Raw genomic sequence first — 25,784 nt, 5'->3', positions numbered from 1 at the left:
CCACCTTATCTATGCAGCTGCTGGAAGGGTAACCTGAATATTTTCGACATGAACGTGAAATTGGCAGCATACCGACGTTCGCAGCGAGTTCTTATAATGAGACATGTAAACACAATACGTTACACGGAGGGGTTCATTTGAAAGCTACAAAGAGAATTAGTGCATTAACTGCTGCTGTACTGCTAACCACCGCGCTTTCAGCATGCGGCAGCAGCGATGACAGCACGAACAAAGACAGCAATTCGACTACGGGTTCATCGACGCCGTCCAAGCAAGAAACGGTTAAGCTCAACTTCTGGGCAGCGCTTGATCCAAGCACGGACGAAGGCAAAGCGATTCAAGCGAAGGTCAAGGAATTCGACGACGCTCACGCGGATATCGACGTGAATCTGCAAGTCATTTCATACGATGTAATGCACGACAAGCTGGTAGCTGCAATCAATGCAGGCGACACGCCAGACTTAAGCTGGGGCCTCTCCGAATGGTTCGGCGAATTGAACAATATGGACGCACTCGCTGACCTGACGCCTTACGTAGACAAATGGGCGGACAAAGGCAACATCTATCCGAACGTTATGGAAGCACTCACGATCGACGGCAAAGTAAAAGCACTGCCGAACTACTTGGGCATTCGCGCGCTGCTCTATCATGAGGACATTCTGAAAGCTGCAGGCCTGACAGCGCCTCCGAAGACATGGGATGAGCTCCTCGCAGCTGGACCAACGATCAAGGAGAAGACGGGCAAAGAAGCGTTCGGCATCGCAGGGGCAGGAGTGCGTTCGCCGCAAGAATTGATCATGTATCTGGCTCAAAACGGCGTTACCCTTGCGGACAAACAAGCAGACGGCAAATATAAAAATACGTGGCAGGACAACGCAGATCAGCTGGCTAAAGCAGCAGAAGTATTCAAGTTCTATCAAGATCTGCTAGCAACTAAGACAATCAAGTCGGATTCGAAGACCTGGGGTTGGGAAGAAGAAGACCAGAACTTCGTATTGGCGCAATATGCGATGGTTGTCGACGGTCCATGGATCGAGAGCCGCAGCTCCGAGAATCCGGAAGGCATGAAGGACGTTAAAGTTGCAGCGCCGCCTTCCAAGGCAACGCCAGCAACGTTCATGGAAATCGCACCATTGTATGTCTATAAATCGGAGCATCCAGACCAAGCTTGGGAGCTCGCATCGTTCCTGCTGGGCGCTGATTATCAGCTGGCTGTTAACCCAGGCAAGAGCGCACGCAGCGATCAGCAAGTCGATGGCGGATGGGGCAAAGATTTCATGGCGCTCGCAGAGCAAGGCGTTGTATTCCCGGCCGTGTCGCTCGGCGGCATCACGAAAGCGATGGAAGACTCGCTCGCACGCGCACTGCTGAAGAACGATTCGGCTGAGGATGTGGCGAAATGGCTGTCGAACGCGATCAATGACAGCTTGAGGAAAACGGGTGAGCTGAGCGCAAGCTAACTTCACAATGTTGAATGAACAAGCATGGGCGGGAGGCAGCAGGCCTAAGCGCATCCAGCCCCATGCTTGTTTTTTTATACCTATTAGAGGTAGTTCACAAAGTCCGCTTTTAAGGAAATGGAGTGAGAATGATAGATGAGACCTATAGAGCTGGAGCGTCCAACCAAGATCAGACGCAAATTCGGCATGACGCTTAGAGAGAAGAAGATCAAGAGAATCGCTTATCTATTCGTGCTCCCTGCCGTACTGTTCTTCCTTGCGATGAATGCTTATCCATTAGTAACGGTGTTGTGGGACAGCTTCCAATACAAGAATCTGATGAATAAGGCTCTGAGCGGCTGGGCCGGTCTTGCGAACTATTCGGAAGTGCTGCACCATGAATATTTTCGGAAGGCGCTCTGGAACACGGTCGTATGGACGGTGCTCTCGGTTGCAGGCGAGTACGTGCTGGGTCTGATCTCAGCGATTGCATTGAATCAGAAGATTAAAGGCAGAACGGTGTTCCGTGCCATCGTTATCGTTCCTTGGGTCGTTCCAATCGTTGTTGCGGGCCTGACATGGACATGGATGCTGACGCCGGACTACGGCATTATCAATCTATGGCTCGTGAAGCTGGGCATCATCGATGAACCGATCTACTGGCTCGGCGAGCTGAATACAGCGCTGCTGACGGTCGTGTTCGTCAACATCTGGCGGAGTTTCCCGTTCTTCACGATCAGCTTGCTCGCTGGTCTGCAGTCTGTGTCTCGCGACATTATCGAGGCGGCGGCAATCGACGGCGCAGGCGTTCGCAAAAGGTTCTTCCACATCGTACTGCCGCAGTTGAAGACCGTATCGCTCACGATGATTTTTATCCACGTCATCTGGACGGCCATTAACTTCGACTTCATCTGGGTTATGACAGAAGGCGGTCCGCTGTATTCGTCGGAGACGCTGCCGATTATGATTTACCGTTACGCGATGCAGGAGTACAACTTCGGCAATGCATCGGCACTCGCATCGTTGATGCTGGGCTTCATGATGGCCTGCTTCGTTATTTACTACATGATGACTGTTAAGAAAAATAGGAGGTGATCCCATGCTGATCAGCCGCGGCAAACAACGATTTCTTACCGTATTGACCTACGTCGTCCTGCTTGGATTCTCGGTTTACTGTTTGTTCCCGTTCCTATGGATGGTTGTGACATCGCTGAAACCGGACACGGAGATCCGCACGGTCGATCCATCCTTCTGGATTTCGTCGCCGACGTTTAAGCACTTCGACAACGTACTCAACAACTCGAAATTCCTGACTTTCTTCAAAAATAGCTTGATGATTGCTTCGATCACAACTGTCGCATCGCTGCTTATCTCGATCTTTACCGGTTATGCGCTAAGCCGTTACGGCCGCTTCAAAGGGGTTAAGCTGTTCAGCGTCGCAATGCTGCTGTCGCAGATGATTCCTGGTGTATTGCTGCTTATTCCTCTGTATCTGGTTATGAAAAATCTCGGACTTATCAATACGTATGCGTCCTTGATTCTGGCATACACGACATTCACGGTGCCGCTGTGCACGTTCATGATGAAGAGCTTCTTCGATTCCATTCCAATGGAGATGGAGGAATCGGCTGAGATCGATGGCTGCACGCGAGTCGGCATCATCTTCCGCATTCTGCTTCCGGTGTCGCTGCCGAGCCTTGTAGCGACGTCGCTGTTCGCTTTTCTTAACGCATGGAATGAATTTATGTTCGGCTTCGTCTTCATTAACGATGAGGAGCATCGGACGCTTACGCCGGGCATCAGCTTGTTCAAAGGGCTGTATCAGACAGACTGGGGCAGCTTGATGGCGTCCTCTGTACTGAGCGTGCTGCCGATCGTCATTTTGTTTGTATTCTTGCAAAAATTCCTGGTAGAAGGCATGACTGCCGGTGCAGTAAAGGGGTAATGCGCAATGAGCGAATGGATTCGAATCGAAGAGAATGGCCTGCATCTGTTATTCGAGATTACGGAAACTGGCGACGTCCGGTTTTTATATATGGGCTTGTCTGAGGTTGGAGCCGAATATGGGCAGTGGCCGGATAAGAAGCGGGCGAAGTACCGCCTAGTCGAGGTACACGTGAGCGGCGAGAATCATAATGATCATCATGGCTCCAAGCATACCGGAACGACGCCGGGAAAACGGCTGCGATTGGTGAAGCTGGAGGACCTCGCTTCATCTTCCGTGGCCGGGGAAGTTGGTCGGCGACTCGTGTGGCATCTGATTGATGATGTTACGGGGCTTGAAGTTCGCAGTATGATGCAGTTCTATAACGGACTGCAGGTTGTTCGGACTTGGACGGAGCTGGAGAATGGCGGTTCGAAGCCGATCGGCCTTGAGTATGTATCTTCGTTCGCGCTGACGGGCATCGACAGCGGTGGTCTTGGCACGCGGGAAGAGAAGATTCGGCTCAGCATTCCGCATAATACGTGGTATGGCGAAGCGCAATGGCATACGTACAAGCTGTCGGAGCTTGGCTTCCATGAGGTGAACGAATTCTCGATGAAGAGGTTGTCGTACGGATCGACGGGTACTTGGTCGACATCGCAGTATGCACCAATGGGATATGCGGCGAATGTGGAGACGGGCGTTGGTCTCGTATGGCAGATTGAGCATAACGGCTCGTGGCATTGGGAGATCAGCGATATGACCGGACAGCTGTATGTGCAGCTGAGCGGGCCGACGGATGCGGAGCATGGCTGGTGGAAGGAGCTTCAACCGGGCGAGGTATTCACGTCTGTGACAGCTTGCGTTGGAGTCATTGTGGGAGAGCTTGATGCGGCAGCGGTGCTGATGAATGAGTATCGCCGCCGTATTCGCAGCTTCCATGAGGACAACGTGAAGCTGCCGGTTATTTTCAACGACTATATGAACTGCCTGTTCGGCGATCCGACGACGGAGAAGCTGCTGCCGCTTATTGATGCCGCTGCTGCTGCGGGCTGTGAAATCTACTGCATCGACTGCGGCTGGTATTCGGACGGCGAATGGTGGGATGGCGTCGGGGAGTGGCTGCCGTCTGCGGCCCGATTCCCTGGCGGCATTGAGGAAGTGCTCGACTATATTCGCTCTAAGGGGATGGTGCCGGGGTTATGGCTCGAAATCGAGGTTATGGGCATCAACTGCCGCCTCGCGGACAAGCTTCCTGACGACTGGTTCTTCATGCGCCATGGGAAGCGGGTCATCGACCACGGTCGCTACCAGCTCGACTTCCGCAATTCGGATGTTCGCGCCTATGCGGACTCCGTTATGGATCGTGTCGTTGGCGAATATGGCGCCGGCTACATCAAGATGGATTACAACATCAATGCGGGCATCGGAACGGAGGTCGGCGCAGACAGCTTCGGAGACGGACTGCTGGAGCATAACCGCGCTTACTTGGATTGGCTAGATGCCGTATTCGCTCGACATGAAGGACTCATTATCGAGAACTGCGGCAGCGGCGGCATGCGACTAGACTATGCGCTGCTCAGTCGTCATAGCATTCAATCTAGCAGCGATCAGACGGACTATGTGAAGAACGGAGTGATTGCTGCGGCATCTTCTTCGCTCGTTACGCCGGAGCAATGCGCCGTCTGGTCGTACCCGCTGCAGAACGGGGATCGGGAAGAGGTTATCTTCAACATGGTCAACAGCATGCTGCTGCGCATTCATCAGAGCGGGCATCTCGCAGAGATCGCGAAGGACAGCTTCGACCTCGTAGCGGAAGGCATCGCGGCGTACAAGACGTATCGCGAACGCATTCCATCCGCGCGCCCAGTGTGGCCGCTCGGCATGCCGCGCTTCAACAATGGGTGGATGTCGTTCGGCTTAGCCGACGACGAAGGCTTGCTGCTCGCGGTATGGCGGCTCGAGGGCGAATCGCCTACGTGCGTACTTCCGCTGCCAGCGGAGTGGAAGCGAGTCGACGCCGAGGTGAAGCTGGTTTACCCATCCGAAGGGCCAGCCCAGTGGGCATGGAACCGCGAGGACGGTTCGCTGTCCGTCCAGCTTCATGAGCGCAAGACGGCGCGGATTTTTGAGGTAAGGAAGAAGTAGGGGAAACGCCCCACAACACATAGATGTTGTGGGGCGTTTTTGTGTTTAAGGCTATAGATGTGAAAGTGGTTTTCAACCTTTTCCAAATATTATAAAGTGTATAATACTGGTGGAAAATGATGTGCCCTACGTTTGGACGGGTTAAGTTACTCAGATATGAATAGGAAGTGGAGAGATTGCATTTGAGATGGAGAAGGCTGCTATTACCGCTTGTTGTTGTCGTGTCCATACTTAGTAGTGGCTGCGGTAGTAAGGTGGAAGAGGTTGTGGTTGATGTCCCTACTATCCCTGCGGAGGATGCTATACGTGTTGAAGGCGTACAGACAAGAGACATAGCGTTAGATGAGGATCGCACGACAATGAACGGGATACGGTACGATGTTATTTTGACAACAGAAATGTCGGAGCGACAGATGAGAGACATTGGAGTAGGCTTGCAATTCAAAGGCGAGACGCAGCAGTTCTGGGGCATGAGCGGATCGGGTTACTCAACCGGTTATTCGCTCCTTGAGCGAACAGATACGGGAACCCGAATCCAGGTGAGTTTCGATCTATTGCGAGATACGGCAACGAAAGAGCAACTTAATAAGCTCAAGAGCAAGGAAGCTCTATCAGACGTGGATGTTAAATTATTCTACAAAGGTGCAGCTTATACGACCTTGCCTTTGAGTCATCTATGAATTTCTATTTATTTGAGAAGGTGTTTCTAGTGAAGCGAGTGTTAATTGTTGTCATACTTGTTATATGGGCAATATCAGCAACGGGATGTACGGCAGATAAGGAAGTGGAGCCAAGTTCAGCTGCAACCATGGAACCGAGCCATGCGAAGGACGATGAGATAATGAAGAAGGATCGAGCCATTACCGAGCTTAAGAAGGAGCGAGATGCCTTACAAGATAAAGTTGCTGAGCTAGAGCGAGAATTGGCTCAGAAATCGGCGGTAGAGACAACTCCGATTTGTACTTCTGTGGCATTTGAACAGGAACCATTACAGGAAGCATACTATGACTCCTATCAGAAGGTGGAGATGCCGTGCTATACGATCTACATTCCTCTGTCGTGGAGCTATTCACTAAAGGGCGGCGAGTTAGAGTTTGTAGATGATCGAACGATCGTTGGGAGTACGGAGGTTTTAACGTATCTGAATCGTAGTGGTCTGGAGAACGTTGTGACTAATCATGCCGAGCAAATTGGGTTTGAACCTCTTGGCTCTATCGTACCAATATCCGGCATAGATATCGAGATTTATCAAATCAAACTGCGTTGGGAAAAGCCGGCTGCGGCACTTGATCCGAATTGGAAATATGACGAGACTCGTGTATACATATCGAGTAAGCCGCTTGGAGTCTCGTATGGATTTTATTTCAGCACGGAGGACGAATCAGCCGAGACGATGAAGAAGATCGTTAGCTCGTTCAGACTCAAACCCCTTGACTCGAATGTTCGCTAGAAAGCTAACGGATGCCAGAATGCTTATCTGACTCAATAAACGGGTTTCCGAGGTGTAACGGTTGCAGATGAGCTTATTTGGTCGATTGTCCGCTGTAATACGGTAGATTTGGCCAATTAGCGACTGTGGGAACCGTTTAGAGTTTGAAATACTCGATTTGCAGTCAAATAGCCACTGTGGCATCCGTTAAGCGCGCCTCCAGGGCAGGGAGGTTAAGTGTACACACGAACAAAGCCCTCCCAGGGAGGGCTTTGCCTATAGCAAATTATTAGTTCAACGTAATACTATCCAACTCCGCGTACCCCGTAGTACCCTTCGCCAGACGAATGATGTTGTCACCCGCAGTCAGGTTTACGTTCACATTTACCGTGCCGAATTGGCCCCATCCTGCAGTAGCAGGGTAGGTGACCGTCCCCCAAGCGCCGTTGTTGTATGCGATGCCTTGCGTAGAGTTGGCGCCGGTGCCATTCGCGTAGCGAATCGTCATCGTGTACGTCTTCGTCGTTGGCACCTTCACGTAGAAGTCGACATAGCTGTCGCTGAAGTCCATCTGTGCAACGTATTTGCCGCCGGATGCGCCGCTGCCGCTTGCAATGTTGGCATGGCTGACTGCGGCATACTCCGCCTCGTAAACATTGGTCGCCTGCCCATATGGCGTAATGTAGATCCGATAGCCGTCATTGTTGTACAGTCCGCTCATCGATACCGTGATCTGGTTGTTCGCGATCGTATAATCGCCCTCAAGCAGCGTATTTGTTGTGTTCACAGCAGTTGTGCGATTAACGAAAGGCGTCCAGTCGACGCGTACATGCACCTTGCTGCCGTTCGTTCCGAAGAACGATGGGAAGTTCTTGATGACGGCATTGACCGTACCGTCCGTCACGCCCCCGAACAACACGCTCGCATACTGCCTCGACGAATCCACATTGGCGAAGCCATCGAGACTGGTCACGCTGTTCACGTCTGGCGGCGTAACGGATACCATGTTCCCCGTCATATCGCCGTACCACTTATAGAACCACCAGCCGCCGTTGCGCTGCGTGGAACTGGCGAGCAAGCTGCCGAGCCGTCCTGGATTCGGCACATCCCAATAGCTCTGCATCGCGGTGTCGACCTTCAGCCGCTCGAACTTCGCAATAAGCGGTGCGACTGCGCCTGGTTTGCCCTCGTCGTTGATCCATGCAGCGCCGCTGTACTCATTGATGGAGATCGGTCTTGCCGATATACCTAATGAGCTCTCGATCGCGCGATAGTCGTTAAAGTTGGCTGTGAAATTCTCGCCGCCAAGCTGATGCCAGCCGCTAATATCCGGCAAGGTGTTCTGCGATTTCTGATAAGACATAAAGTCCAGCATCGCGTAATGTCTGTAGCCTGCGAATTCAGGACCGATCGCTTTCGCTGCAGGGTCAAGCTGCTTCAGCTTCATGTAGGTCTGGCTGAAAAACTCGCGGAACGTCAGATTGCCGCTCGCGTCCGAGGACGCGAAACCTGAGTTGTAAACGGTTGCATGAGTAACCGTCGCGTTCTCCGCCTCGTAACGCACAGGACTCGCGCCGGCGATGTCGATATAGTCGATCTCGGCGTAGCCGGTAGAGCCCTTCGCCAATCGGATCGTATTGCTGCCTGCATTCAGATTGACCGTTACATTAAGAGAAGCCGCTCCCCCTGCTCCAGTCCAGGCTCCCGAGTTGGGATACGTCACCGTCGATGCGCTGCCGCCGTTAACGCTGAGGTTGTGAGTGGAATTAGCACCCGTGCCATTCGCATAGCGAATCGTCATCGTGTATGCCTTCGCCGTAGGTACATTGACTGTGAACTGCACATAGCTGTCGCTGTAATCGAGGCCGCCGACATATTTGCCTTTCCACGTGCCGTCCGGCTCGTTCCACAGCTCATAGCCGTACACATTCGTAAGTCCGGCCGACTTCACCGCATTGACCGTCGTCGTCAGCTTATTGAACCAATCGGTCAGATTCGAGTAGCTGTACCAGCCTGGGAACCAATCAGCAAGACGAATCGATACTTGGCTGCCTGTACCGGCAAGCTTCTGCGCGACTGGAATTGCTGCGCCCCACGGCTGCTGATAGCCGCTTACCGCTGGGTTGTTGAATGCTTTGGCATGCAGCGGAAGAATCAAGTTGTTGTCCGGCTGATTCTCGATAACGCCATAGAGAGAACCGCCCGCGCTGTGTGTGACCGGACCAATGACGCTCGATAAATCGACTGTCAGCGCAGTTGCAGCGTATGCGGGGGAAATGCCGATCAGACTGCTGCCAAGCGCCGTCAGCATCCCGAACAGCATCGCTTTCTTCATCGTTTTACTCTTGAATGAACGCATGAATTACCCTCCTAGTAGATTGTTTTTTTTATATTGCATCTTCACGTTGGTCATTTGCTCTCTCTTGAAAGCGTGTTCGATCTCCTCCCTTCAGCCCTTATCCTAATCCGAAAAGGATAGCGCTTCCATTCTAATGATTTATAATTAGTGGAAAATGTTCATGTTCATGGTCGCAATTGCAAATGAAAGTATGATTCGTTTGTAGAGTGGGGGCTCTTGTGTGATTTTACCTCATATTTCTCCACCAATCTATAATATTTCCACCATAAAAACGCTTTCACCAACCGCGTCCTGACGTATGATTATTAGGCAAAGATGCAAAAGAAAGGGAAGATCCAGGATGGATAAGTCGTTCAAGAAAGGCATCAGCTTCCGCAATAAACTGCTTGTCACCTTCTTGCTCGTTAGTCTCCTTCCGATGCTAGGGGTCGAGATGATGTCGTATTACACCTCGACGGTAGCAATGAAGACGAATATGAACGATTTGATCAAAGTGAATCTGCTGCAGACCTCGAAGAACTTGGATACGTCCATGCAAGATTACGAGGATTTGCTCTTTCAAGTGTTTACGGACGATAACGTGATGAGTCTGGTCAAAGAAATCAACGACCCAGCGACGGACTCGCCAGAGTTCAGCCGACGGAGACTCATTAACATCCTATCCCGGTATTCCTATGCCAAAGAAGGAATACGGAGCATTGCTATTTTTACTGCGAACAACACCTTAATCACTTACGACCGACAGACCGGCTCTCCTTACGATAATATGTGGTCCAGCGAGAAGGACCTTATCCATCTGCCGATCTATCAGCAGGCATTGGAAGGGAAAGGGCGGTCCGTCATTACGCCGCCGCTGAAGATTGATACGATCAACAACGACGAGCAGTATGGCTTCCATCTGGCACGGCAATTAAGCGATCTTAATGTTGCCAGCTTGGAGCCGATAGGTGTCGCCGTTATAACGGTGTATGAATCGGTTCTGGCCCAAGCGATCAATCTTGAAGATTCCGATGAAATGTTGAATTCGCCGCGGCTGAACAAAAGAAACTTCCTGACGGATGAGACCGGAACGATCGTCTCCTCACCGGACAAGACGCAAATTGGCCAGAACGTGAACGATATCGTGACCAGCTCTACCATTCTGAACACGTACTACAATAAGTCGAGCCGGCTGTGGGTGAACAACCTCGTCGATCAGAATCAGTTGTTCAAAGAAATGTACGCGATGCAGCATCTCACTCTTTACTCGGCATTAGCGGCTGCGGTGCTGACGGTTATTCTGATAACCATTTTCTCAGGACGGTTAACTCGTTCGATTCGTCGCATTCTGAAGGCGATGCGGACCGCCCAGCACGGGACGCTTGATGTGCAGGTTGAAGGGACGACGCATGATGACTTGTCGGTCATTGCGCTTAGCTTTAATAAGATGATGCTGCGGGTCAGCGAGCTGATGAATGAATCGAAGCGCGCGGTCGAGAAGCAGAAGGAAGCGGAGATCCGGGCGTTGGAGGCGCAGATCAACCCGCATTTTCTATATAACACGTTAGATTCGATCAACTGGATGGCAATTGAGAAGGAAGAGTATCAGATCAGCCAGATGTTGAAGGAGCTGGCGCAAATTCTTCGTTACAGCGTGAAGGACAGCAACAAGCGAGTGACGCTGCGGGAAGAGCTGAGATGGATGAACTCGTATGTGTTTCTGCAGCAGCATCGGTTTCGCTCATCGTTCAGCTGTGAGATCGAATGTCCAGAGCAGCTGTACCATCACCAGGTACATAAGTTGACGTTTCAGCCTTTTATCGAGAATGCAATCATACATGGTTTCTATGGCGTGAACAGCGGGGGGCTGCTTCGGATCGTCGTGAAGGAGCTGGATACGAACCAGCTGATGATCCGGATTGAGGATAACGGTGTAGGAATGCCCGAGCACAAGAGGAAGGCGCTTATCTCGGAGCATCATTCGGAGGGGAACGAAGCGGGGGGAAGCGGACTTGGCGTCCGCAACGTCGCAGACCGAATACACAGCTATTACGGAAGCCGCGGCCATCTGGACATCCAGAGCGAGCTGGGACAAGGAACGGTCGTTACCATAACGCTGCCGATCGATGCAGAGGGGGAAGAACAAGATGCGGATCGTCGTGGTTGAGGATGAACATAACTCGAGAGAAGGACTCATTCGTCTTATCGGCAAGCTTGATCTAGGCGATGCGGTTGTAGGCGAAGCAGCTAACGGGATCGATGGGTTGGCTGTGATCGAGCAGACAAAGCCTGATCTTGTCATTACAGATATCAATATGCCCGGCATGTCGGGATTGGATATGCTCAGTCAATTGCGAAGCAAGGGTTTCCGTCACAAAATGATTATTCTAACCGGTTACTCCGAGTTCGAATATGCGCAGAAGGCGTTGAAAATGAGCGTGAGCGATTATCTGGAGAAGCCGATTACGGTGCCGGATCTGCGCGAAGCGCTCGATAACATAAGAGCAGACTTGCAGCAACAACAACAGACGCAAGCTCCGTCGGAAGAAGAGCCGGGGACAATCGATTCTATGTTCTTAAGATTAATGGACTCGGCTGGAGAGGAAGCAGTACAGCAGGAGACCCGCATTCGAGCGAAGTTGGGCTTCCGCGACGATCGGCCATTTCATCTTTCTGTCATTTCCTATAGCGGCGCTGCGGACAAACAGCTGTCCAACCTGCGATCGTTGCTGGAATCCGAGTGGAAGACTCTCGGCGGAATCTGCACCGTATTCGGGGTTGCTTCACGCAGCATTCTGATCTGCGTCGTGCAGGCACAAGCAGTCGCAACATCCGATGCCGCTCAGCTCGTAGAAGAACGACTGCTTCCGGCGATCGGCAAGACAGGGCTCGAGGTGCAATACTGTCTTGGCGAAGCGACGCGGTTGTCCAATCTGAAGCGGGACATGGAAGAGCTGCTTGAGCTGGCGAAATGGTCGATGGTGCTGGGCAATAAGCGGGCGATCCGCCCCCAGGATGTGAACCGGCTGGCGCTGCGCGAGCTTCCGTATCCGCTGCTGCTGGAGGGCAAATGTTCGCGTGCGCTTGTAACCGCCAACCGCCGAGAGCTGGAGAAGCAGCTCCTTCAATGGGTGAGCGAGTTCAAGGACATGAAGTATGGTCCTGCGCTAACGATAGAATACAGCATCCGATTCATCTCCTACATGCTGAAACTGGCAGGCGATGTACATGGCTTCGTGCTGCCTGAGCCGCTTAAAGGCGAATGGCAGCGGTCGCTGCGAGACATCCGGTCGATAACGCAATTCAAGCAGACTATGAATCGAATCGTCGATGCCTTGCTCGCAATCGATACTCCGGCAGAGATGCCAGTCTACAGTCTGCTTATCCAGAAAGCGGTCCGCATCGTCCAGGAGCAGTATGCCGAAGGCATCACGCTCGACGAGATCGCGGACAATCTCCATGTGACGATGGCTTATCTAAGCGGCCAATTCAATAAAGAAGTCGGCAGGCCGTTCTCGGCGTACATTCGGGATCTGAGACTGCGCAAAGCGAAAGAGCTGCTGCTCGGAAGCGAGCTGCGGACGTTCGAGATTGCGCAGCAGGTCGGATACCCGGATCCGAAATATTTTTCACGCGTATTCAAGGAAGCTACGGGGATGACGCCAGGAGAATATCAGAAATTAAATGCAAGATAGAGTTAGTTCAATAAAGCTGGTGCTGGATTTTGAACACACATGTAATAGTTACAAAGTCACATGAAATATATCCACCTTTCGGATGATTATGAAATTTTCTAAGCGCTTTCATTTCGATACACTAAGTTTGCAAGCACAAACAATGATCACTTAGGGGGTTCAAGGCATGAAAAAGATGGCAGCTGGCCTAATTATGGCAGCGCTCGTTACCGGTCTTGTAGGATGCGGTTCTTCTGACAAAGACAACGACACTTCCTCGACGACCACGAAGACGGAAACGGACACGTCCGCTGCAACTACGACTGACTCCGGAGCAAAGACAGACGCAACAGAGAAAACGAAGCTTACCCTTTGGTTCTATTTTGAAGGCAAAGAGCGCTTCGACAAAATCAAAGCATTGACGGACGGTTATACGGCTAAAAATCCGAATGTTGAAATCGAACCGGTATTCATTCCTTTCGCCGATTTCAAGAAAAAGCTGTCGGTTGGTCTCGCTGCTTCCGATCTGCCGGATATCGTCGTAATCGACAACCCGGATACGGCTGCTTACGCGGCAATGGGCCTGTTCGCAGATATTACGGATAAGGTCAACGCTTGGGCGGACAAAGATCAATTCTTCCCTGGTCCTTGGTCTTCGACGATTCTGGACGGCAAGCAATATGCCATTCCGCTGGGCAGCAACAACTTGGCTCTGTTCTACAATGAGAAGATGCTGACGGATGCAGGCGTAACGCCTCCAACGACTTGGGATGAGCTGCGCACGACGGCGAAAGCGCTCACGAAGGACGGCGTAACGGGGATCGGCATCGCGGCACCAGGCAACGAAGAAGGTACGTTCCAATTCCTGCCTTGGCTGCTGTCGGCAGGCGCAACATTCGATCATGTTGGCGGCGCGGAAGGCGCCAAAGCTTATGGCTTCTTGGCAGACCTCGTGAAAGACGGCTCGATGAGCAAAGACGTCATCAACTGGACGCAAGCAGACGTGATGAAACAATTCGCTTCCGGCAAAATCGCCATGATGATCAACGGACCATGGCAGCTGCCAGAACTTGCAACGAACGCGCCTGATCTGAAGTACGGCATCGCGCTCGTACCGAAAGATAAGCAGTATTCCTCCGTCCTCGGCGGCGAGAACCTCGGTATCGTTAACGGCAAGCATGTTGACCAAGCGGTAGATTTCGCAATGTACGTAGAATCGCCGGACGTTCTCAAAGGCTTCGCACAAGGCTTCGGCTACTTCCCAGCACGTAAAGACGTTGCTGCTGATCCGTACTGGGCAGATAACGATCAGCTCAAAGTATTCGCAGATAACATGAACTACGCGCAACCGCGTGGTCCGCATCCGAAGTGGCCTGAAATCTCCAACGCACTGTCGGAAGCGCTCGACAAGACGCTGCTTGGCAGCGGCTCGGCGGAAGACAATGCGAAGGAAGCGCAAGCGAAGATCGATAAGATTCTTGGCAAATAATGTTCGAGTTCAGAACGACCTGTAATAGATAGAGGCGATTGGAGTACGGTGCGTGCGATACAGTCGCGTCGTACTCCAAATGCGATTAATAGGGTGGTGAAGGCCTTGCTGAGCAGACATCAAACAATAACGGGCTATGTGCTAGTACTGCCCGCTTTGATTTACATGCTGTTCTTTGTTGGATATCCGATTATCGATAACATACGGCTCAGCTTGCTTGATGTGAACGTTATGAACGTCTCGCATGGGGAGCAGCCTTTCGTAGGGCTTCAGAATTACAAGGATTTATTCGAGGAAGGCGTTCTCGTTACATCAATCGTGAACACGATGATTTATACCGTATCCTGTATCGTGCTGCAGTTTATTATCGGCTTGGCATTCGCATTGCTGTTCTCCAAGTCGTTCCGATTCGCTCAGCGATTGCGTGGATTCATTATGATCAGTTGGCTGCTGCCAGCGACGATTACCGCGATGATGTACAAGTTCATGTTCAGCGGCGATGGGGTCGTGAACGAACTAATCAGCCAATTGCATCTAGGCTCTCATGTCGATTGGCTCGTGACGCCCGTTCCTGCGATGATTACGCTCGTTATTGCGAACACGTGGATCGGCATCCCGTTCAATATGATTCTGCTGACGACCGGTTTAACGACGATTCCTAAGGATATTTACGAGAGCGCGTCGATTGATGGGGCGAATGCGATTCAGAAGTTTTTCCGGCTGACGCTGCCGCTGTTGAGACCGGCCATTTACTCGCTGCTCGTTCTAGGCTTCATATATACGTTCAAGGTGTTCGAGCTCGTCCTTATCGCGACGCATGGCGGTCCGGTGAATGCCACGCAGATGATGTCGACCTACGCTTACAAGCTGTCGTTCGAAATGTTCAAGTTCAGCCAAGGCGCTGCCGCCGCCAATGTCATGTTCGTCATTCTGTTTATTGTCGGCATCTTATACTTATGGATGGTTCGAAGAGAAGAGGTGAGCAGTTCATGAAGAAGCGTTATTCAGCGTGGCTGCTCCCTATCGTTGGCATCGCGGTTACGGTATTGTTTCTCTTCCCGCTCTACTGGATGATCGTTACGTCGCTTAAGCCGGAGGGGGAAATCTTCCGAACGCCCGTCACTTGGTACCCGCATACGATTGATATCAAATCTTATACGGAGCAGCTATCTGGCTCCTCGTATAACATCTTCAATGGCTTCAAGAACAGTGCGATTATCGCATTCGGTTCGCTTATAATTGCAACGGTGTTGGCGATCCCAGCCTCATATGGGCTGGGGCGATACAAGTTCCCAGGCAGCCATTTCTTCCTGCTGCTGTTCTTGGTGACACAGATGCTGCCGTCTTCGCTAATCCTGACGCCGTTGTTCATTTTGTTCAAACATCTCGGCCTTATTGGACCTACTTATTGGAGTACGATTCTAGCGAACGCGACGATCGGCATTCCGTTCTCTGTCGTTACGCTTCGCACCTATTTCGCCGGACTGCCGAAGGAGCTGGAAGAGTCGGCGAAGATCGATGGCTGCGGAACGATTCGAACGTTCTTCCGCATTATGCTGCCGATTGCGATGCCAGGAGTCGTCGTCGTCATGGTCTTCTCGTTCCTGTTCGCTTGGGGCGATCTGATCTACGGCATGACCTTCATCAGCAAAGAAAGCATGCGTCCGATAACAGCCGGCATCTACACATTCCTCGGCTTCCAGAGCACGTCGTGGAACAATACGATGGCATTCGGTACGGTCAGCATCATCCCCGTTGTTCTCATCTTCATCTTCGTTCAGCGCTATATCGTTAGCGGCTTGACTAACGGTGCAGTGAAGGGATAGAGGTTCGTATATGCAACAGAAAGGTTGAGCAGATCGGCTGCTCAACCTTTTTGTTGTTTTATAGGAAGATATCCACTAGATGGCCTCTTCAACCACTGGCTGCTGGTACCAGAACAACGCATAATCGGTCATCGTTGAAGCGAGTCCCAGCTGGCGCAGCATCGTCGTAATGTTGCCTCTGTGGTAATTACCGTGAGTGACGACTTGCAGCATGATTTCCGATAACCGCGTTTGGCGGACTCCAGCGTAAGGATTATCAAGGAGAATGGTGTGCTCAAGATCAGTATGACTGTTCAGCCAGTGCTTGTATTGATCCGCCAATTCGGCGTATTTACCCACATATTCCTCGATTGTATCCAAAGCGTTCAAATTCAACGACATTGTAGCCGCAAGTGCTTCTTGCATGGTCGTGCCTGTTAGAACCAGATACCACATCTTATCTACCGCATAGATATGGCTGAAAGCATGAGCGATCGTTTGATAGGAATTGGTGCAATCTTGATGCAGCACCGTGGATGGGAGTGCCTTTACATGACCCAATAGGGTTTGATTCGCCCAAGTGTGATAGTTGAGCATCTCTGCAATATGGTTTGTCATTCGTAACCTCTCCTTATGAGTTTGGATTTGAATTCGTTCATGCTGTCATTATAAAAAAGGAAGTATGACAAAAGGCTGTCATACTTCCTCATAAAGTTTGAGGGATTCGATAAGCTGCTCCTTCAAGATGCTTCGCAGCTCTGTTGGCTCAAGCACTTCGGCTCCGCTGCCGAAGCTGAGCAGGATGGACCATAACCATCGTGCCTCTAATGGCCGATGAATCGGGATGCGCATCGTCATGCTGCCATCGGGATGAAACTGCTTATCTGCGTGATGAAAATGATCCATCGCATCTGACAACGCAGATGGATGGACAAGGAGTACGACATCCTCCACCGATTCCGTCCAGGCGCTGTTTAATGAATCTGCCTTATGCGTCACCTCATGCGGTTGGAACAACCGATCAGTTGCGCGGGCATCCAGCATCCGCGATAGACGGAATTCCCGATAATCGTGCCGCGTGAGACAATAGCCGTATACATACCAGTTGCTGTATTTGTAATGAAGCCGCAGAGGCTCCATTTCGCGGGTTGACCGCTCGTTCTTCGCATTAATGTAATCGAACCGAATGACATTTCGTTCGGCGATGGCTTTGCGAAGAAGCGGAAGAGACGCTGGATTCGTCTGGTTGGTATCAAGATTAACTGAAAGGCTCGCATAGTCCTGCTCCGACCCAATCGTCTTCAGACGATCGATCGTTCCCTGCGCTCGGTCATCTTCGAATACAGTGGAGAGACTGTGCAGGACGGTGATAAGCGAACTGACATCGTAGGAGCCGAGCAGACTTTTATCCATTTTGTAGCCGTCCATAATGCCATATCCGCCTTTCATCCCTTGATAGGATACGACGGGGATTCCCGCGGCGCAGATGACATCAATGTCCCGATAGATCGTTCGCTGGGACACATGGAATTCTTCCGCTAGCATAGAAGCCGACAAGACATCGTGGTTCAGCAATTTGTAGATGATCGAGATCAAACGTTCTAATTTCATAAGGGGCACCTCGCTAGTAAGGTAGATCATAACCATCTTAAACAACTCAAGCCCGATTATAAATCTATATTTTCATAGGTATTCGTATATAATTTAACTGATTGCCAAAACTTTATTTAGCCGTTAAACTTACTCTATATGAAAACGTATTCTGACTGGAGGTTATACCATGTCCAATGCACCGAAACCAAATCAGCCGATTGTGACACACATCTATACAGCAGACCCGTCCGCTCACGTGTTTGATGGCAAAATATACGTTTACCCGTCGCACGATCTCGACCACGATGGTCCGGACAACGATAATGGCGACCAATATGCGATGGAAGATTACCACATCCTGTCGCTCGATAATTTCGAATCCCCAGTAGTCGACCATGGCGAAGCGCTTCATGTGCGCGATGTGCCTTGGGCTTCCAAGCAGATGTGGGCGCCTGATGCAGCTTACAAGAACAACACGTACTACCTGTTCTTCCCGGCGCGCGACCATGACGGCATCTTCCGCATCGGCGTAGCGACAAGCGAATCGCCGGCGGGCCCGTTCAAGCCGGAAGAGAACTACATGGAAGGCAGCTACAGCATCGATCCCGCTGTGCTTGTCGACGAAGACAACGAAGCTTACATGTACTTCGGCGGTCTGTGGGGCGGCCAGCTGGAGAAATGGCAGACCGGCACCTTCAAGCCGGAGGTTACAGAAGGTCCAGCGGCTGACGCGCCTGCAATCGGCCCGCGCGTTGTACGTCTGAGCGAAGATATGAAGTCGTTCGCTTCGGAGATTCATGAGATCTCGATCGTTGACGAGGACGGCAATCCGATCGTTGCTGGCGACGAGGACCGTCGTTATTTCGAAGGTCCATGGATGCACAAGTATAACGGCTTGTACTACCTGTCTTACTCGACGGGCACGACGCACAAGCTCGTCTATGCGGTCGGCACGAACCCAATGGGTCCATTCACATTCAAGGGCACGATTCTGACGCCGGTTATCGGCTGGACGACGCACCACTCGATCGTGGAGTTCGAGAACAAATGGTACCTGTTCTACCACGACTGCTCGTTGTCGGAGGGCGTGAACCATAAGCGCTCTGTGAAATACACGGAGCTCCACTATAATGAAGACGGAACGATCCAGACGATCGATCCTTACCAAGAATAGGAAGTCCGATGTACGAAGCCTGATTCCCTTGCGGAATCGGGCTTTTTTTGTTGCGCGCAGCAAACAAACGTTTGAAGTACTAGATTCCGACGGGTTTCCTATAAAGTGGATATTTCGGTAAATTAAATGTGAATTAGCCAACGGGTGTTTGCACAACCGAGGAAGGAAGAGTAGTCGTGAGATTAAGAGCATTCCAATCGTTAAGACTTGACCCTCCTTTAAGCGATTGGGATATGGATAAGCGGAAGTGAACAGACGTTCAAGGGGGAATGATCATGTTTTACTTGTTGAGAAGAAGAATATTTACATTATCGATAGTCTTGGTTCTGCTACTGCCCGCATCTGCATGCAGTAGACATTCAGATTTGATGGTGGATGAAGAGCATCTGTCGGGGAAACTGCGGATTGCAATCGACACAGGTGCATCTTCGAAGGGACAAGTACATCCGCTTGATCATTCCGTGACGGGGCCGATTTATGATCGCTTAATCGATTTTCAGGCTAAGCATCCCGATCTCGATATTGAAATGATCAATATTAGCTTTATTACGAGTGAGGCCTCTACAATTCCTCAAGATCCACTGCCTGATATCATGGAGGTAGTGCCTTATCAGATTCGGTGGGTGGCCAATCCGAATGAGTTAGAAAACCTCGACACATTAATCCAAAATCTAGGTTTAGCAACACCCTATGAGCAGTTGATTGATAAGACGAGAGTGAATGGATCAGCGTGGATGCTTCCGATTAGTAACGAACCGGTCATTGTCTATTACGATGAACAGGTGTTCGGACAATTAGGTATTCCGTTGCCGGATGACAACTGGACATGGGATGATTTCATCTCTGCTTCGCGGCGGCTGGCTGAAGAAAACTATATGACTGATATTCCAGAAGGTTATCCAGATGGTGGTTTCAATTTAGTTGAACCCATCATACAGGGGTTAGGAGGTTCGTATGCATCGAATGATGGGATGCACTTCTCCGGATATCTGGACAGTGAATCAACCGTTTCGGCATTCAATCGTTATGTCTCGGATATAAGAGAGCAGCGGTCCCGAAGTATGAGTGTGAAAGGTGATAAGGCACTTGGAATGGGCAGACCTTCTGAACTATACAGCTTGCTTAAGGACAATATGAACCTGCGAATTACCCGAATGCCGTTGTTTGCGGATGGGAAACGGCATAATACAACCTATATAACCGGGTTGGCGATATCCAGTCAGTCAAAGAACAAGGCAGCGGCAGAGGCGCTCCTGAAAGAATTAGCAGGTAACGGTGAAGACGCTGTGAACTTCGCTAACTATAATGCGCTGGGGAAGAGGGAACATAGATTCAGTGATAGTCCTCTTGTACAGCAGGAAGAACTGCTGCGAGTAATGGATTTGGAAACGATGGTTGCTACACCTTCAACCTTTCAGCTTAATCCAAGCATTATTGGTAATTATGGTATCCTGTATTTGCCTCCTGCTAATATTACAGACGCCATCAAGAAGTTGTTCGAGCCTGATTCAATCAAGCCTACCCTCCAAAATCTTACTGACGCCGTCGAGTCGAAGTTTCCAGACCAAAGAGGTAAATGGTAGCAAGAAAGCAGCATTACAAGCGTGAATAATTCAATCTATAAAGCCCAATTCCATTACGGAATCGGGCTTTTATTGCGTATAGAGAGCAATCAAGTTCCATATATGCGAAGTTCTAGAATTCAACGGGTTTTCTATAAAGTGGATGATTTAGTAAGTTTAATGTAATCGATAACGAGAAAACTAGGGCCGACGATATGCGTGACACCATTGATGTGTTGAAGAGATACGCTGCTCAGTCGGAAGAATTCAGCATCTTGGCTGCTCGTTAGCGTGGAGAACGAGATTTATGCATTTTTACGAGGGGGGTTATGATGCGGCAGAGCTTCGTTGGGGTTCTGTTGCTTATTGTTATTCTATTATCCGGTTGTACAAGCTTGAACGCTCAGAATGATGGGTTGCAGGATGCAGACGACGAGAAACAATCGCTTACGATCCAACTAATCGCTTGGAATACTCTAATGCCGAAAGATCACTCATTAGCGCATAGAATCGGGCTCTTCCAGCAAGAACATCCTAATGTGGAGATCAAGATCGTCTGGAATCAAGGTTATGGTAATGGACGAAAGGCATCATGGTTCAAAACAACGGATCCATCGTATTTGTACAACGACGATGCGCAGAAAACGCCGGATATCGTTGAACTTGTGCCTAATCAAGTGAAAGATTTGTATCGACTTGGCAGGATCGAACCTTTAAACATGAATGAGTCAACACTTGATGAATACGTGATTACTTCTAATGATGGGTATGTTCTCGGCGTCAAGAGCAAAATCAATCCGTTGCTTCTCTACTATAACAAGGAAATATTCGAATCATTAGGTATTGATCCACCTTCGGAGCAGTGGGGGATTAGTGAGCTTAATAGGGCAATTGGCATTCTGAAAGCCGCTGGATATGAGGTTTACATCCCACTGTCACCATACACAATGGAGTGGGCAGCCAGTCTGTTTGGTAGTCGCATTGTGGGGGCTGACGGTACAACATTCACAGGCTACCTAGACAGTGAAGAGACGTTAAAGGCCGCCAAATGGCTCTCAAGTATTGGGACGAAGATAGAATTTCCAGAAGGTTCTAATACGGAAAATATGTTTCCTTATATTTTGATGGAAGGGAAGACCGCGCTGGCAATCGAGTATGCATACGGTTTTTTACCATCAAGTGTGAACAGCTATGAGGAAATCGCACAGCGTAACGAACAGATTCATATAGCTGGAGTACCAAGAGGAGAGAACGGCATTAATCCGGCCCAAATATCTGCGCTATCGTTAACTTCGAGATCCAAATCCAAAGACTTGGCTATGCAATTACTACGGTATCTAACCAAGGATAGAAGCACACTTAATTCAAATATTGCAACGCATACGTTAAACGCTTTTATGAAGGAGCTTAATATGCCCGTGAGCGAAGAACGAAAATCAATTGTATTGGAAGAAATGAAGCGCTCAGTGCCGGCAACGCTTTACATGCATGAGAACACGACAGCAGTGATTCATACCTACTATAAAACAGCCATACCTAATCCGCTTATAGCGATCAGAGATGGACAAGGCGAGATTGATCAACTGAAGCAATATATCGATCAATTGAAGCAATGAGTAGTTTTAATAATGGCAGCCTGTATCTGTATCTTAAGAAATGGGTATAATCCCCGAAAGTTGGGACTCTCAATGACCGATCGAAATCGCGGCGAATGAGGAACAATATTTAGAAGGCTTTTCCATGTGATGGATAATGAAGTGAATATGTTATAAATATCGCAAAATATCGCGCTATCGCTAAAGGAGTGCCTGTCATGAAGCGTAAAGCCTGTATCAGCTGCTTACTACTTATCACTATTCTATTAAGCGGCTGTATAGCATCTAATAAAGCGCGTACAGAGAACGCAAGTACGGATGAACAGGCCGTTCAGGATATGCCTGAGACGCTGACGCTCCAGCTTATTTCTTGGTTTCACGGTCCCAGCGGGAGTCGTCACGACCTGTACCATCGAATCTCTCGGTTTCAAGAAGCGCACCCAAACGTCAAGATTAACATCCAATGGAGCGACTACTACGGAAACCCATCGCCATGGGTACAGCAGGCAGCAGCCTATAAGAAGCATTCGAGAGCGGACGATATGCCTGACATTATCGAGCTTGTACCGAACCAAATGCGGTTCTGGTACCAATATGGCATTATCGAGCCGCTGAATATTAAAGAGACGGCGCTCAGTCCGTACGTCATTACCTCGAATGATGGCTATGTATTAGGATTGACGACCAAGATCAATCCGCTCATTGCCTACTATAACAAGAATGTATTCCAATCACTTGATCTCGATCCCCCTTCAAGCGATTGGGATATGGACAAGTTAAGCGACACGATTGTGAAGCTGCAAGCCGCTAGACAGAATGTGTATTTGCCATTTACCCCCTTCACCCTGGAATGGATCACGAGTATGTATGGCGGGCGAATCGTTGCACCGGACGGTATGACCTTCTCGGGCTATGTCAACAGTGACCAGGCTGTGCAAGCTGCAGACTGGATTGCAGCGGTTGGGACGAGGATCGAGCAATATACGAAGCGGCCTTTAGCTCCGTTGTACTTCTACGCTCCTGTTCCATATGATTTGCTGGAGAGCAAAATCGGATTGGCATTCGACTTCGCTTATGGCTATTTAATCGGTCAAACGAACAGCTATGCCGAGATTACGCAGCGGGATGATAATATTGGCATCGCTCCTCTTCCACGTGGAACGAATGCCGTTAACCCGGCTGAAATGGCTGGTTTATCGATTACTTCCCAGTCTCGAAACAAGCGGCTCGCGATGGAGCTGCTGCGGTATTTGAGCACGGATACCGATGAGCTATTCCATACGATTGCGATGAACACGCTGCATGAGAATATGAAGCGGCCAACTGATCCAGTCAGTGCCGCAGATGCTTCTATTGTGCTCAATGAGACGAAGCGGGCCATTCCGGCAGCGCTGTATATGTTCGAGAACTATCAACCTCAATTGGATTTCATAATATGGGGGCCTGCTGCCTTCAGACAGATTATGAACGGAGGGCCCGTGCAAGAAGCGCTGAACCAATATGCAGACAAAATCGAAAGCGATTTTCGGAACTTCAAAAAAGATTCGGATGCGTTGGACTCATGTATGCGCCCGTGGACGGCGTATTCCGATACGTGTATCCAATGAGCAAGGGTTACGAATGAGATAGGCATAAGAGCTTCTCAATTAGAAGACGATTTCGGTTCCTTGGCTGTTTACTAGCGTGTATCGTGTATAAACTGACATAGAAATGAGGGGTGAAAAACAAGAATGTGACGGGTTTTGTCATTGTTGGATATAAAGTAATTTATAGTTAAATATGAAATAATATATACGGATATTAGTGAGAAAGGTTGAGTTGGTATGAATCTCATTTTCTCAATATGAAAGGAGGTGAATTTAATGGCATCTTGTACTCCGCTACCACTCTCATGCGTAGCTTATTTGTGTAATGTTGGACAATATCAAGTAGTAAGATGACCCTTCTCGTAGGGGATTCGTGCAGCGGGTATTATTCGAATGGTTGCTGTTAAGTTGTTGGCGTTGACTTTGAGAAAAGAACACAGCATTAGCTGTGTTCTCTCATTATTTCAAGATAAAGGGGTTAGTAGAGTGGCTTTCTTATTACAAACTTTGTTACTATTCACCTTCTTGATATCTGGTTTAGCCAAGTTGTTTGGCTTTGAACAATTCAAGTTAACATTTGAGCATCTCAGTATCAACAAACGATTAATCAGGCCTTTCGCAATCGGAGTTGTTTTACTAGAACTTACGGCTTCTGTCATGCTATTTTTTGCAATGACGCAGTTTATTGCGTATTTATTAATTTTATTATTGCTGTGCTGCTTCTTATGGTCAATATATCGGGCTTATCGTCTTCAGTTAGATGTGAAATGTAATTGTTTTGGTAATCTAAATCCAGAATCGTTCGGTTGGAACACACTTCTTCGAGTGGTGTTGCTCCTCATTATTGATCAGTATCTACTTTTTTCAGGTGCAAGTATTAAATGGATGTCTTTTAAGTTCTTGGATATCTTCTATGTAGCTACAAGCTCGTTAGGTGTACTTCTTGTTTATATCCTCTTACCGTATGCACTATTTGGGTTTGTTAATCGTGAGGTAAAAAAAGTAGGAGGAGTGTAACATGCAGAATATTGCGTATGGTGTTTTGTGGATTCTAGTGATTACGTTAGCAATCAGTGTACTACGTATAAGGAATCAGGTTTATATGCCCCAAAAGCTCACTGAGTTGTTGTTTGCTGATAATGGAGCCCCATTAGGACATGAATTTCCTGTTACATACTTCAACACGATTATAGGTGAACAAGCAGGCACTCGAGATCAAGATGGTAAAAAGACTATTCTTTTGATCACTTCACCAACATGTAGTGCTTGCAAGGCACTGTATCCTTTAATAACTCCATTCATTCAGAGGCATGGTGATCAATATCGACTTATCTCACTTATGTATGGTGAATTGCATGAGATTGAAATAATAAGAAATTCCTATAATTTTAATTATCCAATCGTGCGCATCACGGATGAAGATTTAAATGCTATTCAAACGAAGCGGTTTCCATTCGGTTATTTACTGTCACCAGATGGAAAGGTAGTTTCTAAGGGATTAGTTACCAATGAAGAGCAGTTCAATCTACTCCGCACCTGGGTTCCAAAGCAATCGAAGAAAAACAGATTTGCCTTCTACCGCGAAAAAACGAGTGCAGAGCAACAGGCTTAAATAGAAGAAAGCTGGATGGTTGTACATAACGTTAAAAGGTGATGTTAATAAGTAGCTTCTGCTTATTACTATTACACTTACGGCTGCGTACTATCTTCGTATTCTAGTGAACTGGACAGGATCTGTGAGGATCAGTATGCGAAGGAAACATTAACTGTCCAGTTAGTCTTTATGAACAGGTCTATGCATGGAATCAAATACCGCTTGTTGGCTCGGAGAATCGATAGTTTCGTGAATGCTAACGGAGTGTTGAAATAATAAACGATTCGTTGAGTGCAGGACTATAAAGTTGAATTAAGTAGTCGCGTTCCAAATTGGATTCGAACTGCATAGCGAGCTGATCTCTATAATTAGTGATGATGAGAATGTACCGGACATTGTGGAGCTTGTACCTAATCAGATCAAGGAGCTATACA

General features: G+C 49.2%; 20 protein-coding genes. 17 read left to right on the top strand and 3 right to left on the bottom strand.

Annotated features, from left to right (window positions below; genetic code table 11):
- Positions 1-137 precede the first annotated feature (137 nt).
- The 6 genes from H8B09_RS14510 to H8B09_RS14485 all read left to right on the top strand — a co-directional run bounded on the left by H8B09_RS14510 (position 138) and on the right by H8B09_RS14485 (position 6,961).
- Complete coding sequence (locus H8B09_RS14510; RefSeq protein WP_191204227.1) at positions 138-1,460, top strand: ABC transporter substrate-binding protein; 1,323 nt, start codon at positions 138-140, stop codon at positions 1,458-1,460.
- 135 nt (positions 1,461-1,595) lie between these two features.
- Complete coding sequence (locus H8B09_RS14505) at positions 1,596-2,534, top strand: carbohydrate ABC transporter permease (RefSeq protein WP_224753604.1); 939 nt, start codon at positions 1,596-1,598, stop codon at positions 2,532-2,534.
- Between the two features lie 4 nt (positions 2,535-2,538).
- Positions 2,539-3,384 (top strand): carbohydrate ABC transporter permease, encoded by an 846-nt coding sequence (locus H8B09_RS14500; protein ID WP_191204226.1) that lies wholly within the window; start codon positions 2,539-2,541, stop codon positions 3,382-3,384.
- Between the two features lie 6 nt (positions 3,385-3,390).
- Complete coding sequence (locus H8B09_RS14495; RefSeq protein ID WP_191204225.1) at positions 3,391-5,511, top strand: glycoside hydrolase family 36 protein; 2,121 nt, start codon at positions 3,391-3,393, stop codon at positions 5,509-5,511.
- Between the two features lie 176 nt (positions 5,512-5,687).
- Complete coding sequence (locus tag H8B09_RS14490) at positions 5,688-6,191, top strand: hypothetical protein (RefSeq protein WP_191204224.1); 504 nt, start codon at positions 5,688-5,690, stop codon at positions 6,189-6,191.
- 29 nt (positions 6,192-6,220) lie between these two features.
- Complete coding sequence (locus tag H8B09_RS14485) at positions 6,221-6,961, top strand: hypothetical protein (RefSeq protein WP_191204223.1); 741 nt, start codon at positions 6,221-6,223, stop codon at positions 6,959-6,961.
- 268 nt (positions 6,962-7,229) lie between these two features.
- On the opposite strand, the gene H8B09_RS14480 is transcribed toward H8B09_RS14485, so the two are convergent.
- Positions 7,230-9,299 carry a CBM35 domain-containing protein gene (locus H8B09_RS14480; protein ID WP_191204222.1) on the bottom strand — a complete coding sequence of 690 codons (2,070 nt, stop codon included), beginning with the start codon at positions 9,297-9,299 and terminating at the stop codon, positions 7,230-7,232.
- A gap of 340 nt (positions 9,300-9,639) precedes the next feature.
- On the opposite strand from H8B09_RS14480, the gene H8B09_RS14475 reads away from it, so the two are divergent.
- The 5 genes from H8B09_RS14475 to H8B09_RS14455 all read left to right on the top strand — a co-directional run bounded on the left by H8B09_RS14475 (position 9,640) and on the right by H8B09_RS14455 (position 16,267).
- Positions 9,640-11,445, top strand: coding sequence for a cache domain-containing sensor histidine kinase (locus tag H8B09_RS14475; protein WP_191204221.1), 1,806 nt, complete (start codon positions 9,640-9,642; stop codon positions 11,443-11,445).
- Complete coding sequence (locus tag H8B09_RS14470) at positions 11,426-12,973, top strand: response regulator (RefSeq protein ID WP_191204220.1); 1,548 nt, start codon at positions 11,426-11,428, stop codon at positions 12,971-12,973. The genes H8B09_RS14475 and H8B09_RS14470 overlap by 20 nt, the downstream gene beginning before the upstream one ends.
- 166 nt (positions 12,974-13,139) lie before the next feature.
- A complete protein-coding gene (locus H8B09_RS14465; protein WP_191204219.1) occupies positions 13,140-14,441 on the top strand; it encodes an ABC transporter substrate-binding protein in 1,302 nt (433 codons plus the stop codon).
- Positions 14,442-14,546: 105 nt separating this feature from the next.
- Positions 14,547-15,434, top strand: coding sequence for a carbohydrate ABC transporter permease (locus H8B09_RS14460; RefSeq protein ID WP_224753603.1), 888 nt, complete (start codon positions 14,547-14,549; stop codon positions 15,432-15,434).
- Positions 15,431-16,267, top strand: coding sequence for a carbohydrate ABC transporter permease (locus tag H8B09_RS14455; RefSeq protein ID WP_191204218.1), 837 nt, complete (start codon positions 15,431-15,433; stop codon positions 16,265-16,267). Before H8B09_RS14460 ends, H8B09_RS14455 begins: the two co-directional genes overlap by 4 nt.
- Positions 16,268-16,342: 75 nt before the next feature.
- Here the strand turns inward: H8B09_RS14455 and H8B09_RS14450 are convergent, their stop codons facing one another.
- Together H8B09_RS14450 and H8B09_RS14445 are read right to left on the bottom strand one after the other, a co-directional pair.
- Positions 16,343-16,864 carry a DinB family protein gene (locus tag H8B09_RS14450; protein WP_191204217.1) on the bottom strand — a complete coding sequence of 174 codons (522 nt, stop codon included), beginning with the start codon at positions 16,862-16,864 and terminating at the stop codon, positions 16,343-16,345.
- A gap of 78 nt (positions 16,865-16,942) precedes the next feature.
- Positions 16,943-17,857, bottom strand: a complete 915-nt coding sequence (locus H8B09_RS14445; RefSeq protein WP_191204216.1) for a helix-turn-helix transcriptional regulator — start codon at positions 17,855-17,857, stop codon at positions 16,943-16,945.
- A 169-nt stretch (positions 17,858-18,026) separates the two neighbouring features.
- On the opposite strand from H8B09_RS14445, the gene H8B09_RS14440 reads away from it, so the two are divergent.
- The 6 genes from H8B09_RS14440 (at position 18,027) to H8B09_RS14415 (ending at position 25,368) form a co-directional block, all read left to right on the top strand.
- Positions 18,027-19,013 (top strand): glycoside hydrolase family 43 protein, encoded by a 987-nt coding sequence (locus H8B09_RS14440; RefSeq protein ID WP_191204215.1) that lies wholly within the window; start codon positions 18,027-18,029, stop codon positions 19,011-19,013.
- 275 nt (positions 19,014-19,288) lie between these two features.
- On the top strand, positions 19,289-20,596 hold the full coding sequence (locus H8B09_RS14435; RefSeq protein ID WP_191204214.1) for an ABC transporter substrate-binding protein: 1,308 nt from the start codon (positions 19,289-19,291) through the stop codon (positions 20,594-20,596).
- 308 nt (positions 20,597-20,904) lie between these two features.
- On the top strand, positions 20,905-22,191 hold the full coding sequence (locus tag H8B09_RS14430; RefSeq protein WP_224753602.1) for an ABC transporter substrate-binding protein: 1,287 nt from the start codon (positions 20,905-20,907) through the stop codon (positions 22,189-22,191).
- A 197-nt stretch (positions 22,192-22,388) separates the two neighbouring features.
- The gene (locus tag H8B09_RS14425; RefSeq protein WP_191204212.1) at positions 22,389-23,777 is read left to right on the top strand and encodes an ABC transporter substrate-binding protein; all 1,389 of its coding nucleotides are present in this window, start codon (positions 22,389-22,391) and stop codon (positions 23,775-23,777) included.
- Between the two features lie 372 nt (positions 23,778-24,149).
- Entirely contained in the window at positions 24,150-24,773 is a 624-nt protein-coding gene (locus tag H8B09_RS14420) for a MauE/DoxX family redox-associated membrane protein (protein WP_191204211.1), read from the top strand.
- 1 nt (position 24,774) lies between these two features.
- Positions 24,775-25,368 carry a thioredoxin domain-containing protein gene (locus H8B09_RS14415; RefSeq protein ID WP_191204210.1) on the top strand — a complete coding sequence of 198 codons (594 nt, stop codon included), beginning with the start codon at positions 24,775-24,777 and terminating at the stop codon, positions 25,366-25,368.
- Positions 25,369-25,784 lie beyond the last annotated feature (416 nt).

This window comes from Paenibacillus terricola (assembly GCF_014779765.1).
In the GTDB taxonomy this organism is placed as follows: domain Bacteria; phylum Bacillota; class Bacilli; order Paenibacillales; family Paenibacillaceae; genus Paenibacillus_T; species Paenibacillus_T terricola.
Note: the sequence above shows the minus strand (reverse complement) of the source record. Positions and strands in the feature narration are given on the sequence as shown.

Bases quoted from the DNA above. Each gene is read 5' to 3' on its own strand.
- H8B09_RS14505 (WP_224753604.1), top strand. From the start codon at position 1,596: ATGAGACCTATAGAGCTGGAGCGTCCAACCAAGATCAGACGCAAATTC.
- H8B09_RS14500 (WP_191204226.1), top strand. From the start codon at position 2,539: ATGCTGATCAGCCGCGGCAAACAACGATTTCTTACCGTATTGACCTAC.
- H8B09_RS14495 (WP_191204225.1), top strand. From the start codon at position 3,391: ATGAGCGAATGGATTCGAATCGAAGAGAATGGCCTGCATCTGTTATTC.
- H8B09_RS14480 (WP_191204222.1), bottom strand. From the start codon at position 9,299: ATGCGTTCATTCAAGAGTAAAACGATGAAGAAAGCGATGCTGTTCGGG.
- H8B09_RS14475 (WP_191204221.1), top strand. From the start codon at position 9,640: ATGGATAAGTCGTTCAAGAAAGGCATCAGCTTCCGCAATAAACTGCTT.
- H8B09_RS14470 (WP_191204220.1), top strand. From the start codon at position 11,426: ATGCGGATCGTCGTGGTTGAGGATGAACATAACTCGAGAGAAGGACTC.
- H8B09_RS14465 (WP_191204219.1), top strand. From the start codon at position 13,140: ATGAAAAAGATGGCAGCTGGCCTAATTATGGCAGCGCTCGTTACCGGT.
- H8B09_RS14455 (WP_191204218.1), top strand. From the start codon at position 15,431: ATGAAGAAGCGTTATTCAGCGTGGCTGCTCCCTATCGTTGGCATCGCG.
- H8B09_RS14450 (WP_191204217.1), bottom strand. From the start codon at position 16,864: ATGACAAACCATATTGCAGAGATGCTCAACTATCACACTTGGGCGAAT.
- H8B09_RS14445 (WP_191204216.1), bottom strand. From the start codon at position 17,857: ATGAAATTAGAACGTTTGATCTCGATCATCTACAAATTGCTGAACCAC.
- H8B09_RS14440 (WP_191204215.1), top strand. From the start codon at position 18,027: ATGTCCAATGCACCGAAACCAAATCAGCCGATTGTGACACACATCTAT.
- H8B09_RS14435 (WP_191204214.1), top strand. From the start codon at position 19,289: ATGTTTTACTTGTTGAGAAGAAGAATATTTACATTATCGATAGTCTTG.
- H8B09_RS14430 (WP_224753602.1), top strand. From the start codon at position 20,905: ATGATGCGGCAGAGCTTCGTTGGGGTTCTGTTGCTTATTGTTATTCTA.
- H8B09_RS14425 (WP_191204212.1), top strand. From the start codon at position 22,389: ATGAAGCGTAAAGCCTGTATCAGCTGCTTACTACTTATCACTATTCTA.
- H8B09_RS14420 (WP_191204211.1), top strand. From the start codon at position 24,150: ATGGTTGCTGTTAAGTTGTTGGCGTTGACTTTGAGAAAAGAACACAGC.
- H8B09_RS14415 (WP_191204210.1), top strand. From the start codon at position 24,775: ATGCAGAATATTGCGTATGGTGTTTTGTGGATTCTAGTGATTACGTTA.